The organism is Winslowiella toletana, assembly GCF_017875465.1.
Classification (GTDB): Bacteria; Pseudomonadota; Gammaproteobacteria; order Enterobacterales; family Enterobacteriaceae; genus Erwinia; species Erwinia toletana.
This window is the reverse complement of sequence record NZ_JAGGMQ010000001.1, coordinates 298,371-312,223: the sequence shown is the minus strand read 5'-3', so window position 1 is coordinate 312,223 and position 13,853 is coordinate 298,371. Positions and strand designations below refer to the sequence as shown.

General features: G+C 51.7%; 12 protein-coding genes. 9 read left to right on the top strand and 3 right to left on the bottom strand.

Annotated features, from left to right (window positions below; translation table 11 throughout):
* Window positions 1-32: 32 nt before the first annotated feature.
* The 7 genes from J2125_RS01505 to J2125_RS01475 all read left to right on the top strand — a co-directional run bounded on the left by J2125_RS01505 (window position 33) and on the right by J2125_RS01475 (window position 7,336).
* Window positions 33-980, top strand: a complete 948-nt coding sequence (locus tag J2125_RS01505; protein WP_017802005.1) for an Abi family protein — start codon at window positions 33-35, stop codon at window positions 978-980.
* 216 nt (window positions 981-1,196) lie between these two features.
* On the top strand, window positions 1,197-2,459 hold the full coding sequence (umuC, locus tag J2125_RS01500; RefSeq protein WP_017802006.1) for a translesion error-prone DNA polymerase V subunit UmuC: 1,263 nt from the start codon (window positions 1,197-1,199) through the stop codon (window positions 2,457-2,459).
* A gap of 208 nt (window positions 2,460-2,667) precedes the next feature.
* Window positions 2,668-3,366 (top strand): DUF2461 domain-containing protein, encoded by a 699-nt coding sequence (locus tag J2125_RS01495; RefSeq protein ID WP_026111822.1) that lies wholly within the window; start codon window positions 2,668-2,670, stop codon window positions 3,364-3,366.
* A gap of 307 nt (window positions 3,367-3,673) precedes the next feature.
* Entirely contained in the window at window positions 3,674-4,621 is a 948-nt protein-coding gene (locus J2125_RS01490; protein WP_017802008.1) for a siderophore ABC transporter substrate-binding protein, read from the top strand.
* Window positions 4,622-4,630: 9 nt separating this feature from the next.
* Entirely contained in the window at window positions 4,631-5,590 is a 960-nt protein-coding gene (locus tag J2125_RS01485; protein WP_017802009.1) for an ABC transporter permease, read from the top strand.
* Window positions 5,580-6,581, top strand: a complete 1,002-nt coding sequence (locus J2125_RS01480) for an iron chelate uptake ABC transporter family permease subunit (RefSeq protein WP_017802010.1) — start codon at window positions 5,580-5,582, stop codon at window positions 6,579-6,581. Before J2125_RS01485 ends, J2125_RS01480 begins: the two co-directional genes overlap by 11 nt.
* Window positions 6,578-7,336, top strand: a complete 759-nt coding sequence (locus tag J2125_RS01475; RefSeq protein WP_017802011.1) for an iron ABC transporter ATP-binding protein — start codon at window positions 6,578-6,580, stop codon at window positions 7,334-7,336. The genes J2125_RS01480 and J2125_RS01475 overlap by 4 nt, the downstream gene beginning before the upstream one ends.
* A gap of 40 nt (window positions 7,337-7,376) precedes the next feature.
* Here the strand turns inward: J2125_RS01475 and J2125_RS01470 are convergent, their stop codons facing one another.
* The 3 genes from J2125_RS01470 to J2125_RS01460 are packed head-to-tail and all read right to left on the bottom strand — an operon-like array spanning window position 7,377 to window position 10,099.
* Entirely contained in the window at window positions 7,377-8,243 is an 867-nt protein-coding gene (locus J2125_RS01470) for an ABC transporter permease (protein ID WP_017802012.1), read from the bottom strand.
* A complete protein-coding gene (locus J2125_RS01465) occupies window positions 8,203-9,060 on the bottom strand; it encodes an ABC transporter ATP-binding protein (RefSeq protein ID WP_338116524.1) in 858 nt (285 codons plus the stop codon). Before J2125_RS01465 ends, J2125_RS01470 begins: the two co-directional genes overlap by 41 nt.
* A gap of 16 nt (window positions 9,061-9,076) precedes the next feature.
* A complete protein-coding gene (locus tag J2125_RS01460) occupies window positions 9,077-10,099 on the bottom strand; it encodes an ABC transporter substrate-binding protein (RefSeq protein WP_017802930.1) in 1,023 nt (340 codons plus the stop codon).
* 533 nt (window positions 10,100-10,632) lie between these two features.
* On the opposite strand from J2125_RS01460, the gene otsB reads away from it, so the two are divergent.
* Both otsB and otsA read left to right on the top strand, forming a co-directional pair.
* Window positions 10,633-11,439: a trehalose-phosphatase gene (gene otsB, locus J2125_RS01455; protein WP_241764036.1), complete on the top strand. Its 807-nt coding sequence runs from the start codon at window positions 10,633-10,635 to the stop codon at window positions 11,437-11,439.
* Window positions 11,414-12,853 carry an alpha,alpha-trehalose-phosphate synthase gene (gene otsA / locus J2125_RS01450; RefSeq protein ID WP_017802928.1) on the top strand — a complete coding sequence of 480 codons (1,440 nt, stop codon included), beginning with the start codon at window positions 11,414-11,416 and terminating at the stop codon, window positions 12,851-12,853. Before otsB ends, otsA begins: the two co-directional genes overlap by 26 nt.
* Window positions 12,854-13,853: the final 1,000 nt, after the last annotated feature.

The window sequence follows — 13,853 nt, the reverse complement described above, 5'->3', positions numbered from 1 at the left end:
TTTGCTAAATTTCTCATACTGGAAAGGACTCCATGGGACGCCAGCAGAACAGCAGACTCAGGTTGTATCAGAAACCGCCAGAAACTATCCCTGCATTAACCGCCAGGCTCCGACGACGCGGTCTGATTATCAATGATGAAAACGCAGCAGTTACCGTTCTTACGTTTATTGGTTATTTTCGTCTGAGAGGGTATTGCATACCTTTTTATCAGGTTATGCAGGAAAGTTATCCCCGATTAGTAGAACCAAAAACCTTTATTTCTGGAACGCGATTAGAAGACATTATTGCACTATATGAATTTGACAGGAAACTGAGGCTGATCGTCCTTGAACAAATCCAGAAAGTAGAAATTGGTTTACGTACCTGTTTATCAGAATATATGTGTGCTAAGTATGGTAGTCACTGGTTTATGGACTTAACAAACTTAGATAATGATTACGACTATGAGGGTTTTTTCGGCCAGATAAGAGAGGCGAAGGAGGTCTTTATTGATCACTATAAAGAAAAATATGGCCACCCTAAATATCCTCCTTCATGGATGATTACGGAAACCCTGAGCTTTGGCGCATGGTCAAGAATATATAAAAATCTGCATCACTATGATCAAAAGAAAATTGCCGAAAAATTTAATATTCGTAATACTGAAGTCATGACTTCCTGGTTTCATACCCTTAGCCATTTTCGAAACCTGGCCGCACACCATAACCGTATCTTGAACAGGGTCTTTAAGGCCTTTCCTCCTTCCCGGCTTAATGGCTATGAGCATCACATGTCTAATCCCCAGACATTGTACAGCCGACTCGTTGTCCTTAAATACCTGTCAGATCAGGTGTCGTGGTCGGATGGCCTGAAAAATCAACTTAATGGAGTGATGGCCGAAAAGCCGGACTGTGTTACCTGGGAAAAAATGGGTTTTATCCCTGGATGGGCTTCTGATCCTCTGTGGACGCGAGCGATGAACCCACCTCCACAAGTATAGTTCCATTCAAAACTGCAAAAGGGCGGGCATAGCCCGCTTTTGCGAAGGAAGAAGTAGCGATTGTTAGCCTGGCTGACACAGATAAATCCCCCATAACAACAACCCCTTCGTGAAATTCTGCCACAAGTTGCTTGATCACCACCTGCGATTGGTAATACTGTATATATATACAGTTTATCTGTCATGCACTTTTAGCCCGGGAAACTATCAATAACTATGTATGCGCTGGTCGATGTCAACAGCTTCTATGCCTCCTGTGAGACGGTGTTTCGTCCCGATTTACGCGGTAAACCGGTGGTGGTGCTGAGTAATAATGACGGCTGTGTGATTGCGCGTAGCGCAGAAGCTAAAAAGCTGGGGATCACCATGGCGGATCCTTATTTCAAACAGAAAGCGCTGTTTCAGCGCCATCAGGTCACGGTATTCAGCTCCAACTATGCGCTGTATGCCGATATGAGTGAGCGGGTGATGACCATTCTGGAAGAGATGGCGCCGCAGGTGGAGATCTATTCGATTGATGAAGCCTTCCTGGTGCTGCACGGCGTCAGTAACTGCATGTCGCTGGAGCTGTTCGGCCAGCAGGTGCAGCAACGTATTTTGCGTGAAACCCATATGCGGGTTGGCGTCGGTATTGCGCCGACCAAAACGCTGGCTAAGCTGGCGAATCATGCCGCCAAGCTATGGAGCAAAACCAACGGCGTGCTGGATCTGTCGAATATTGATCGCCAGCGTAAGCTGCTCAGTCTGGTCGAGGTCGGCGATGTCTGGGGCGTAGGGCGCCGTATCGGTAAGCGACTGCAACTGATGGGGATTGAAAGCGCCCTGCATCTGGCGGAAGCCACCCCGAGCTTTATCCGCAAAAACTTTAACGTAGTGCTGGAGCGTACGGTACGTGAGCTGCGTGGTGAACCTTGTCTGGAAACCGACGAGTGCCCGCCGCCTAAACAGCAGATTCTCTGCAGCCGCTCCTTTAGCAGCCGCATTACCGAGTATGCCGATATGCGCGAAGCGGTATGCGCCTACGCGGAGCGTGCGGCGGAAAAGCTGCGGGGAGAGCATCAGTATTGCCAGCAAATATCGGTGTTTGTGCGCACCAGCCCCCATGCGCAGGGGGAAACCTTCTATGGCAATCAGGCGATGGTGAAAGTGCTGACACCGACCAGTGATACGCGCGATATTATCCGCGCGGCGATGGAGTGCCTCGATCGTATCTGGATCAATGGTCATCGTTATATGAAAGCCGGGGTAATGCTGGGTGACTTTTTCAGTCACGGCGTTGCGCAGTTAAATCTGTTTGATAACTATCCGCCACGGGTTAACCATGCGGAGTTAATGCAGGTTATTGATAATATTAATCAGAAAACCAATAGCAGGGTCTGGTTTGCCGGACAGGGCATTCAGAAGCCCTGGGCGATGAAGCGTGAGATGCTCTCGCCAGCGTATACGACCCGTTATGCGGGATTACCTGTTGCGCGGTAAGCCTGAACGCCCATTTTTGCACGCGATCCGCAGCCTGACGGCGAGGAGGGGGATTGTCTTGATCACTCTTAGCGAAAATGATCAACATAAACACTATCCGGTCAGCTCGCCAGATCCTGCAGAAGCGATCAAATTCCGTATGGCGCAGGCTGATTTAAAACCTGCTGTCTGTTCTGATAAGCTTTATCGCTTAATGGCGAAGAGGATCATCATGAGCGAATTTAGCGGTGTTACCCAGCGCGGGCTGACATTCTTACAACAGCTGAGCCAGAACAATAATAAAGAGTGGTTCGACGAGCATCGTGGGATATATGACGAGGAGCTGCTAAAGCCTGTACGCCAGCTGGTCGCCGATTTAGCGCAGGATATGCTGATTATCGATGAGCTGTTTGAGATACGCCCGGCAGTTGGCAAGACCATTTCCCGTATGCATCGCGATACGCGTTTTTCCCGCGATAAGTCGCTGTATCGCAGCAATATCTGGCTGACCTTTAAACGGTCACGCAAAAACTGGACCGATGCACCGACCTATTTTTTCGAGTTTGGCCCCGACTGGTGGCGCTATGGCCTCGGCTATTACAGCGCTTCACGTATCACCATGAATCTGTTCCGGGAGCGTCTGCTGCAGGACCCTGCTGCTTTTCTTAATATGAGCGCCGCGATCCCGGATAACTTTGTGCTGGAAGGTGAAAGTTATAAGCGTGAGCTGGTAAAGGGCATGCAGCCGGAGCTGTCGCAATGGTACAACAAGAAATCCTGGGCATTAATCAGTGAGCAGCGGCAGATGGATCTACTGTTTTCGCCGCAGCTGGTGCCGGTGTTAGCGGCTGGCTTCCAGCAGCTGGCGCCGCTCTATGATTTTCTGATGAAAATTGAAGCGCAGAAAAGGCTGCAGCCTGCGCTGTGATAATTTGCATTTATATACAAAGCGGGCAAAAGCCTTCACAGAATCTCCATGATTGGTTATAAAAAAGACAATAAAATTAACCCGTTAATATTTTATTACCAAGATACAACGGGTTAAGTAATCTGCGCCGCACAGAAAAAAACGCCATTCCTGCCTGAATCCCGATACCCGTCACGCCATTGCTTAAAACCCCACCTGCCAGCTGTGTTTATTCTGCTGCGCTATCGCGTATGATTGTGACAATTGGTAATAAGAATCGTTACTGTTTTAATTCGCGGTTACAGTTATTTACTTTTCAGGAGAGAAAATGAAATTACGTTTAGCGTTGGCTGCGTCGCTGGTGGCTGTGACCTTTATCGTCAGTGGCGTCGCCCCGGCAATCGCCGAAGTAAAAAAACCGAGTATGACGATTGAACACGCGCAGGGCGTCACCGAGGTACCGCTCAATCCTGCTAAGGTGATTGTCCTGAATCCGGCCACGCTGGATATTATTGATGCGTTACAGATCCCGGTTGCCGGGGTGCCGCAAAGCAGCGTTCATCTGCCGCCGTTTCTGGCTAAATATCAGGGAAGTGCGTATCTGAACGCCGGCACGCTATTTGAACCAAATTATGAAGCGCTAAGTAACGCTAAACCTGACTTAATTATTGCTGGCGGTCGCGCCCGTGATAGTTATGAAAAACTGAGCGCCATTGCGCCGGTTATCTCTCTTGATATTGATGAGAAGCACTTTGTCGCCAGCCTGTCACAGCGCACTGAACAACTGGCGGCTCTGTTTGGTAAACAGCCACAAGCCAGCATTCTGCTGGATAACTTTAAACAGAAAATCGCCGACCTGAAGGTGAAATCGGCGAATGCCGGTACGGCAATGGTGGTGATGGTGAATGGCGGCAAGATGTCTGCCTATACCCCAGGCTCACGCTTTGGTTTTGTGTTTGATGTGCTGGGTTTTAAACCGGCCACCCGTTTCCCGCAGACTGGCCGCCACGGTAATGTCGTCTCTTCCGAGTTTATTTTGCAGGCGAATCCACAGTGGCTGTTTGTACTGGATCGCGATAATGCCATTGGCCGCAAAGAGGGGCTGTCTGCTCAGCAGGTGCTGGATAACCCACTGATCCGTAAAACCGCGGCCTGGCAGAATAAACATATTGTTTATCTCGACTCCGGCGCGCTGTATATCGCCGGTGGAGTGCAAAGCTACAGTCAGCTGATGGACAAAATCAGCGCGACGCTGGATCAGCAGCCGCAGCTGTAATGACCGGCGATGAAAACCTTTCATTTAATTATTGGCCTGGCCGGATTACTGGGCCTGATGATCTGCAGCCTGTGTATTGGTGCGGGCTATATAACGCTTGACGGCTTCTGGTCCGATGCCGATATGCGCGATATTTTCCTGATCAGCCGGGTGCCGCGCACGCTGGCGCTGGTGCTGGCAGGTGGGGCGATGAGCGTCGCCGGTCTGATTATGCAGATGCTGACGCAGAATCGCTTTGTCGAACCGTCGATTGCCGGTACGACCCAGTCCGCCAGCCTTGGCCTGCTGCTGGTGATGGTTATCAGCCCGTCGGCGTCGGTGCTGGTGAAAATGGTGGTGGCGGTGCTGTTTGCGCTCGGCGGCACCGCACTGTTTATGTTACTGCTGCAACGTATGCGGATTAAGTCGGCGCTGATGGTGCCGCTGACCGGCATTATGCTGGGCGCGGTATTTAGCGCGGTAACCACTTTTCTGGCGATGGAGTTTGATCTGTTGCAGTCGCTGGGCAGCTGGGAGTCGGGTGATTTTTCCGGTGTATTGCAGGGGCGCTATGAACTGCTGTGGATTGTTGGCGCACTGACGCTGCTGGCGATGCTGATTGCCGACCGTTTTACCGTCGCCGGTCTTGGCCGGGATTTCTCGCTGAATGTCGGCATTAACTATCAGCATGTGATGCTGATCGGTATGGCGATTATCGCCATTATTTGCGGCGTGGTAGTGGTGGTGGTGGGCGTACTGCCGTTCCTCGGCTTAATCGTACCGAATATTGTCAGTATGGCGATGGGCGATAATCTGCGGCGCTCCATTCCGTGGGTGGCGATCGGTGGCGGCGCGCTGGTGGTGCTGTGCGATATCATCGGCCGGCTGGTCAGCTATCCGTTTGAAATTCCGGCCAGTGTTATTCTCGGCGCGATGGGCGCGCTGATCTTTCTGCTGTTGATCCTCAGGACAAAACGCCATGCAGGTTAATCCGTTATCCTCAGAGCAGACCGCTGTTGCAGGCGCTGGCCTGAGCAGACCCGCGCGGCGTTTGCTGCTGCTGGGTGTGCTGGCGCTGCTGGCGGTTACGCTGTTTATGACCATCAATCTGCACGGCAATATTGCTTATATTCTTGTGCATCGCGGTCTGATTCTGGCCACCATGTTGCTGGTGGCCTTTGCCTCCGGCGTGGCGACGCTGCTGTTCCAGACCGTGACCAATAACCGCATTCTGACGCCGTCAGTGATGGGACTGGAAGCGCTGTTTGTACTGATCCAGACCTCAATGATCTTTTTTATTGATGCCGACGGGCTGCGCGTGCTGGGGATCAGCGGCAAATTTATCTGTGAGTCGCTGCTGTTACTGCTGTTTTCACTGCTGCTGTATCGCTGGTTGTTAAACAGCAGCGGCGTCAATCTGCATCAGGTACTGCTGGTGGGGCTGGTGTGCGGCACGCTGTTCCGCAGCCTGTCGAATTTGCTGCAGCGTCTGTTGTCACCCGGTGAATTTGCCGTCTTGCAAAGCCGTATTTTCGCCACCTTTACCCGCGCCGCGCCGGAAATAATCGCTTTAGCCGCCGCCATTGTGCTGCTGGTGGCTATCGTTATCTGGCGCATGCGTTTTACGCTGGATGTGCTGGCGCTGGGACGCAATAGCGCAATCAATCTGGGAGTGCCTTATCAGCAAAAAGTAATGATTATCCTGTTGCTGGTATCGGTGCTGGTGGCGGTCTCCACGGCGCTGGTGGGGCCACTGACGTTTCTCGGTCTGCTGGTCGCTAATCTCAGCTATCAGCTGATCGGCTCTCATCGTCATCGCTATCTGCTGCCCGGGGTGGTGCTGACCGGGGTAATAGCGCTGGTTGGCGGGCAGCTGATCCTTGAGCGTATCTTTAATATGGCGGGTACGCTGTCCGTGGTGATTGAATTTACCGGCGGTGCGCTGTTCCTTTACCTGTTGCTGAAAAAGGCATCGTTGTGATTGAAATAAATGCGGTGGTAAAAAAATACCTCGATACGCCGGTGCTGAATCAGGTCACCGAAAACATTGCGCAAGGCGGAGTGACGTCGATTATTGGCGCTAACGGCGCGGGTAAGTCGACGCTGCTATCGGTGATGAGTCGTCTGCTGACGCCAGACGGCGGCAATGTCAGTTTTAACGGACTGGACGTGTCGAAAACGCCTGGCGACAAGCTGGCGAAAATTCTGTCGGTGCTGCGGCAGGAGAATCATCTTACCAGTCGCCTGACGGTGTATGATCTGGTGGGCTTTGGCCGCTATCCCCATAGTAAAGGACGGCTGACTGCTGACGATCGCCAGCATATCGCTGCGGCGATGAGCTTTCTTAATCTGCTGCCATTACAGGATCGCTATCTGGATGAATTATCCGGTGGTCAGCGCCAGCGGGCCTGGGTAGCGATGGTGCTGTGCCAGGATACGCAGTATGTTTTGCTGGATGAACCGCTGAATAATCTGGATATGAAGCACAGCGTGGCGATGATGAAACAGTTGCGGCGCGCGGCGGATGAACTGAATAAAACCATTGTGCTGGTGATTCATGATATCAATTTTGCCTCTGCTTATTCGGACCATATTATTGCGATGAAAGAGGGCGAGGTGATCTATCGTGGTACGCCGCAGCAGATTATGCATCCGCAGATTATCGAAGCGATCTTTGATACGCAAGTGACCATTGAACAGGTTAATAACCAGTATATTGCGGTGTACTATCGCTGAAGGGGCAGTGAAGGTGCTGAGATCAGCACCTTGTGATGGTTTAGCGCTGCATCCCCCAGCGTTTAACGGTGATTTTCTCAATGGTGGCGAATATCAGCCCTTCCACCAGCAGGCCAATCACAATCACCGATACCAGTCCGGCAAACACCCGGTCGGTAAACAGCTCATTACGGTTCTGATAAATATACCAGCCAAGCCCCCCCTGGCCGCTGGAGGCGCCAAAGACCAGTTCGGCGGCAATCAGCGTGCGCCAGGCAAAGGCCCAGCCAATTTTCAGGCCGGAGAGGATGGCGGGCAGCGAGGCCGGAATCAAAATATTCAGCACCAGCCGCGGTCCTTTCAGCCCGTAGTTACGACCGGTCATGCGCAGGGTATCGGAGACACTGCTAAAACCGGACCAGGTGCTGAGGGCGATCGGCCACATCACCGAATGGATCAGCACAAACAGCAGGCTGTTATTGCCGAGGCCAAACCACAGCAGCGCCAGCGGCAGCAACGCGATGGCGGGCAACGGGTTGAGCATCGCGGTCAGGGTGCTGAGCAGATCGCGGCCAAAGCGGGTAGAGATCGCCAGCGCACTCAGCAGCAGCGCCAGCACGCTGCCAGTCAGATAGCCCTTCAGCAACAGCGACAGCGAGATCGCCATACGCGCCGGTAGCTCCCCGCTGGCCATATCGGCGACAAACGCCTGCCAGGTCTGAATCACGCCCGGCAGCATCAGGTCGTTATTCTGCCAGCGCGCTGCTGCTTCCCACAGCAGCAGCAAAAAAGCGACGATCACCGTTTTCCGCAGCCAGGTCTGATTCCACAGGCGCTGCGGCCACGGCAGCGGCACCTCCAGCGCAAAGTTTTCCAACGGCGTCAGTTCACGCTGATACTCGGGACGGATGGGGGGCAGGGTTGACATGATTTTTATCCTGTTCAGAAGCGGCAGGCGCAACAGTTTGCCCCTGTTGCGGGAATAACAGCTGGTGGATCTGGCGCGCGGCGTGCTGGAACGACTCACTGCCAGCGTGCGTAAGCGAGTACTGATGGCAGTTAAGTTCAGCGCGAACTCTGCCCGGATGCGGCGAAAGCACCAGAATACGGTTGCCGACCACCAGCGCTTCTTCAATCGAGTGGGTGACAAATAACAGCGTAAAGCGCGCCTCTTCCCACAGGTTCAGCAGCTCCTCCTGCATATGGCGGCGGGTCAGGGCGTCAAGTGCGGCAAAAGGTTCATCCATCAGCAACACTTTGGGCTTCATCGCCAGCGCGCGGGCAATCGCCACCCGCTGCTTCATCCCGCCCGATAATGTATGCGGCAGCGCATCGGCGAAACCGGACAGTCCGACCTTCTCAAGAAAATGGCGGGCGATCTCCCGTGCCTCACGGCGTCGCGCTTTGCCACTGACAATCAGCGGAAACATTACATTTTCCAGCACGCTTTTCCACGGCGGTAGCTGATCGAACTCCTGAAACACCATCATACGGTCCGGTCCAGGCTGGCTGACCAGTTGTTGATCAAGATGGATAGTGCCTGCAGTCGTCGGCAGAAAACCACCAATAGCTTTCAGCAGGCTGGATTTGCCGCAGCCGGAGGGGCCAAGCAGGATAAAGCGATCGGATGGCCAGACATCAAAACTGACGTCATGGGTCGCGCGTATCAGACGCTGGCCGGTGCGATACTCCAGCCCGACACCTGCCACTTGTAGCAGGGGAGCGGCGGATTGTTGTTCAGTCACGGTGGCTTCTCCTGCGCTAGCTGCCGGGTTGTTCCCAGGCCTCATTAAAGAAATAGTCCTGCCATGAAGCAGCACGATTTTTCAGCACGCCTAACTCATGCAGTTTTTCGGCGTAGACAAAGGTGCGTTCTGGCGAGACGGTGAAATTAATTTCCGGGTCGGCGACAATTTTTTGCACCAGTGGCAGCGGCAGACGGGATTTTTCCACACGGATATAGGTTTCCGCCGCTTTAGCTTTATCCGCATTAATTATTTGCGCCGCTTCATTTAATGCATCATAAAAGGCGCGGTAGGTTTTTGGATTCTGGTCATGGAATCTTTTGGTGGTGTACAGCACATTAAATGTCGCCTCACCACCCAGGACATCGTAAGAGCTGAGAATTTTATGCACATTGTTATGCTCCAGCGCCTGATACTGGAAAGGGGGGCTGGAGAAATGGGTATTGATTTCAGAACCACCGGCAATTAATGCCGCAGTAGCATCCGGATGGGGCAGGCTGACGCTGATATTATCGAAGCGTTTATATTCGGCATTGCCATAACGTCTGGCGGTTTCTATTTGCAGGGTGCGCGACTGGAAACCGACCCCGGCAGCCGGCACTGCAATGCGGTCTTTACTGCTCAGGTCATCAATGGTTTTTACCGCCGGATTGTTCGACAGCAGATAATTGGGCATCGAGCCGAGTGAGGCGATAGCCCGCACTTCCTGCGGACGACCACGGGTACGGTCCCACAGGGTCAGCATGGGTGGCACCCCGGCGGAGGCGACATCAAGGTGGCCGGACAGCAGCGCTTCATTCATTGCCGTGGCGCCGGAAAGGGTGCGCCAGTCAACCTTAATCTCCAGTCCCTGTTTTTTACCCTGTTTCTCAATTAAATGCTGATCGCGCACCACATCGAGAATTAAATAGCCGATACCAAACTGCTGCGCAATGCTGATATTTCCCTCGGCGCGCGCACTGACTGAACTGACCAGTAAGCTGAAGGCGGTCAGTGTGCCAGCCACAAGATGCCATGGTGAGTATATTTTGCTGTTCATTGTATTTATCCGCAAAGGTAAAGGACGAAAGGCGTTTTTCGCCAGCTGGAAAAACAATATCCTGCCGGACTGGCAGAAATTTGAAACGTGTTTATTGGAATAATATATGTTGAATAATTAAATGCTTTTTCAGACTTTGCTTTGCCAGAATTAGCGAATAGAAAATTACCGGCAGAACTTTTTCTGTGACCGCTGATGACTTCGGATTGCTCTTAAAAGCCCAATGCTCTGGCAGAAGCAGAAATAGCGGCTATACTAAATTGTGATGTTATGCGCAGTTTAGTCAGAGAAAATGAGTTATCAGGGCTTAAAGTGAAGGGTCAGGACAGGAGAAACACACCGCAGTACAATGATAATTACCCGGTAATCAGTCGCTCCAGGTCAATTGCCACGCCCCCTCCACTTTACGGTTTATTCCATTCCTGCCGCCAGGGCAACAGAAAACCAGCACTGTCTCTGACCGCCATAACAGATGTTCGCGCACAAGATATCCAGTGAGGGTATGCGCGATCCGATGCAGACAGGAGGAAAGTGTGACGATAGATTCCGAAGTATTCCCTTCTTTAGGTGGCGGCCTCTACGCGTTTTTCTTCGATGTTGATGGCACGCTGGCTGCCATAAAACCGCGCCCGGATGAGGTATCGATCCCGGAGCAGGTTGTTCATACCCTGCAATCAATCTCCACGCTTAGCCATGGCGCGCTGGCGCTGGTTTCTGGTCGTCCAGTTGAACAGCTGGACCAGCTGGCCGCGCCGCTACGGGTACCGGTTGCCGGTGTTCATGGCGCTGAACGGCGTGATGCCAGCGGTGAAACACATCGTACGGTGTTACCCGAAGAGGTAGTCAATGCTCTCGGAGCGACGCTAAGCAGCAGCATGGCCAACTGGCCCGGCACACAGCTGGAGACCAAAGGCATGGCGTTTGCGCTGCATTATCGTCAGGGCATGCAGTATGAAGCACAGATTTTGCAGCTGGCTGAGTCCATGGTGGAACATTTCCCGATGCTGGCGCTACAGCCGGGCAAATGTGTGGTGGAGCTCAAACCTGCAGGTATCGATAAAGGTGCGGCGATTCGTACTTTTATGCAGGAAGCGCCTTTTGCCGGACGCATTCCGGTGTTTATTGGTGATGATTTGACTGATGAAGCCGGGTTTCTGGTGGTAAACGCCATGAATGGCTTATCAGTAAAGGTCGGTGAAGGTTCCAGCCATGCACGTTACCGCCTGAAGGGCGTGGATGAGGTGTATGTCTGGCTGGAACAGATGAAATTACAATTAGATCAAGACAAGACAACGTCGGTAAGGAGTAAAGGTTATGAGTCGCTTAGTGGTCGTATCTAACCGTATCGCTGTACCCGATGGTTCGAAAGCCAGTGCAGGTGGTTTGGCAGTCGGTATTCTGGACGCATTAAAGAAAACAGGTGGATTGTGGTTTGGCTGGAATGGTGAAATCAGCACCATTACTGAAGAGGATGATGACGAACAGCTGGGTGTCGTTAAACAAGACGGTATCACCTATGCGTCATTTAGCCTGTGCCAGAATGATTACGACCTCTACTACAGCCAGTTTTCCAACACTGTTATCTGGCCCGCTTTTCACTACCGTCTCGATTTGGTGCAGTTCCAGCGTGAAGCCTGGGAAGGTTATTGCCGGGTAAATGAGCTGCTGGTCGAGCGCCTGCAACCGCTGGTGGAGCCGGATGATATTCTGTGGATCCACGATTACCATCTGCTGCCGTTTGCCGCTGCCTGCCGTAAACTGGGATTGAAAAACCGTATTGGCTTCTTCCTGCATATACCTTTCCCCACCCCGGAAATTTTCAACGCCTTGCCTCCGCATAAAGAGCTGCTGGAGATGATGTGTGATTATGATCTGCTGGGATTCCAGACCGAAAGTGACCGTACCGCTTTCCTGGAAAGCCTGTCGCTGCTGACTCAGGTGCAGAATAAAGGGCCGAAACAGCATCGGGCGTTTGGCAACGAGTTTGTCACCGAGGTCTATCCCATCGGTATTGAGCCGGAAAGCATTAAAGAGATGGCTGAAGGTCCGCTGCCGCCGAAAATGGCGGCGATGAAGCGTGAGCTGGGTGATGCAAAAAATATTATCGCCTGCGAACGTCTGGACTATTCGAAAGGGTTGCCGGAGCGTTTCCTCGCCTATGAAGCCCTGCTGGAGAACTTCCCGGAGCATCGTGGCAATATTCGCTATTCACAGATTGCGCCGACCTCTCGTGGCGATGTGCAGGCGTATCAGGATATTCGTCACCAGCTTGAAACCGAAGCCGGCCGGATTAACGGTAAATATGGCACGCTGGGCTGGACGCCGCTCTACTATCTTAACCAGCACTTTGACCGCCGCTTACTGATGAAAATTTTCCGTCTGACCGATGTCGGACTGGTAACGCCACTGCGCGACGGGATGAACCTGGTGGCGAAGGAGTATGTGGCCTCGCAGGACCCGGACGATCCAGGTGTACTGGTATTGTCACGCTTTGCCGGTGCCGCCAATGAGCTGACCTCCGCGTTGATCGTCAATCCTTATGATCGCGATGAAGTGGCGGCGGCCCTCGACCGGGCACTGAATATGCCGCGTACCGAACGTATTTCGCGCTATAACGATATGATGGCGGTATTGCGTAAAAACGACATTACGCACTGGCGCGAGACCTTCCTGAAAGATTTGCAGGCGATTGCACCGCGTGCCGACGATCACGAGGTGGCCAATAAGGTCGCGACCTTTCCACGATTAGCCTGAAGCGCCGTAAAACGCGTCTGCAACCCAGGGAGCCATTTTTGGCTCCCTTTTTTATGTTGTCCCTGCATTTATGCGTGCGTCATAACGTCCTGCGAGATAAAAGCGCTGCTGGCGATAATTTTTTTTATGCCACATTTCACGGAACGGTGAAAAAAACTGCGCATCGCTTAAGTATGGCAACAGAATAAAAGTGAGATTAGGGTCTAAATTTGCCTTAAAAATAGCTTATTCAGGGCCATTTTAAAAAAAAGCTACTTTTTTTCTAAAGAATAATGAACCGCTGCCGATAGTTAGCTTGTATCCCCTGCCTCAACCATTAAACATTCACTCTGCTAATGTAATGCCCTGTTACATGTTTTGTCTGCTCCTGAACACTCCTCTTAAAAAGTTAACAAATCATTGCGCTACGCTGCGTAAACCCTGCTGTTGATCACAATTTAAATCTGATTTCCGGTAAAATAGTTTCATTATGTTACTAACTATTGCCGCGACAGTTACGCCAATTAATTAGCACTTAACTCTGAAACTATTGCTTTTATTAGCCTTTAATATGCACATATAAGCAATTAACCATCTGATTGTTTTGATTGGATCAATATATAAGCATTTTTGGCGGAAAAATTACCCACGCAGGTGAATTTTAGCAAAAAATGGGGTAATTGGACGTTTTTTTGAGCGATTCAAAAGCGGTGCTGATGGGTCAGGTGAAAAGATTTGGCTTAAAAGTGTGATCTGGATCACACTTTATCTAAAATTAGGTGGCTCGCTCGTTGTATGTAGAAATCAGAGCGGATAGAGTTGCGTTGCTTTCGGAATATTCTTAAAAGCGATGTAAGCGGACGTCACGGAAGATTGTTAAAGCTCAGGCCAGAGTGACGGCAAAATGGGTTAAAGACGACTTACTGAGACAGTGTGCGGCCAGAAACTAAAGTGTGTTTCAGTGAACGTTCGGCTACAGCCACATGTTTTTGCCATCTTAAGATTTACCAACCAGCAACCA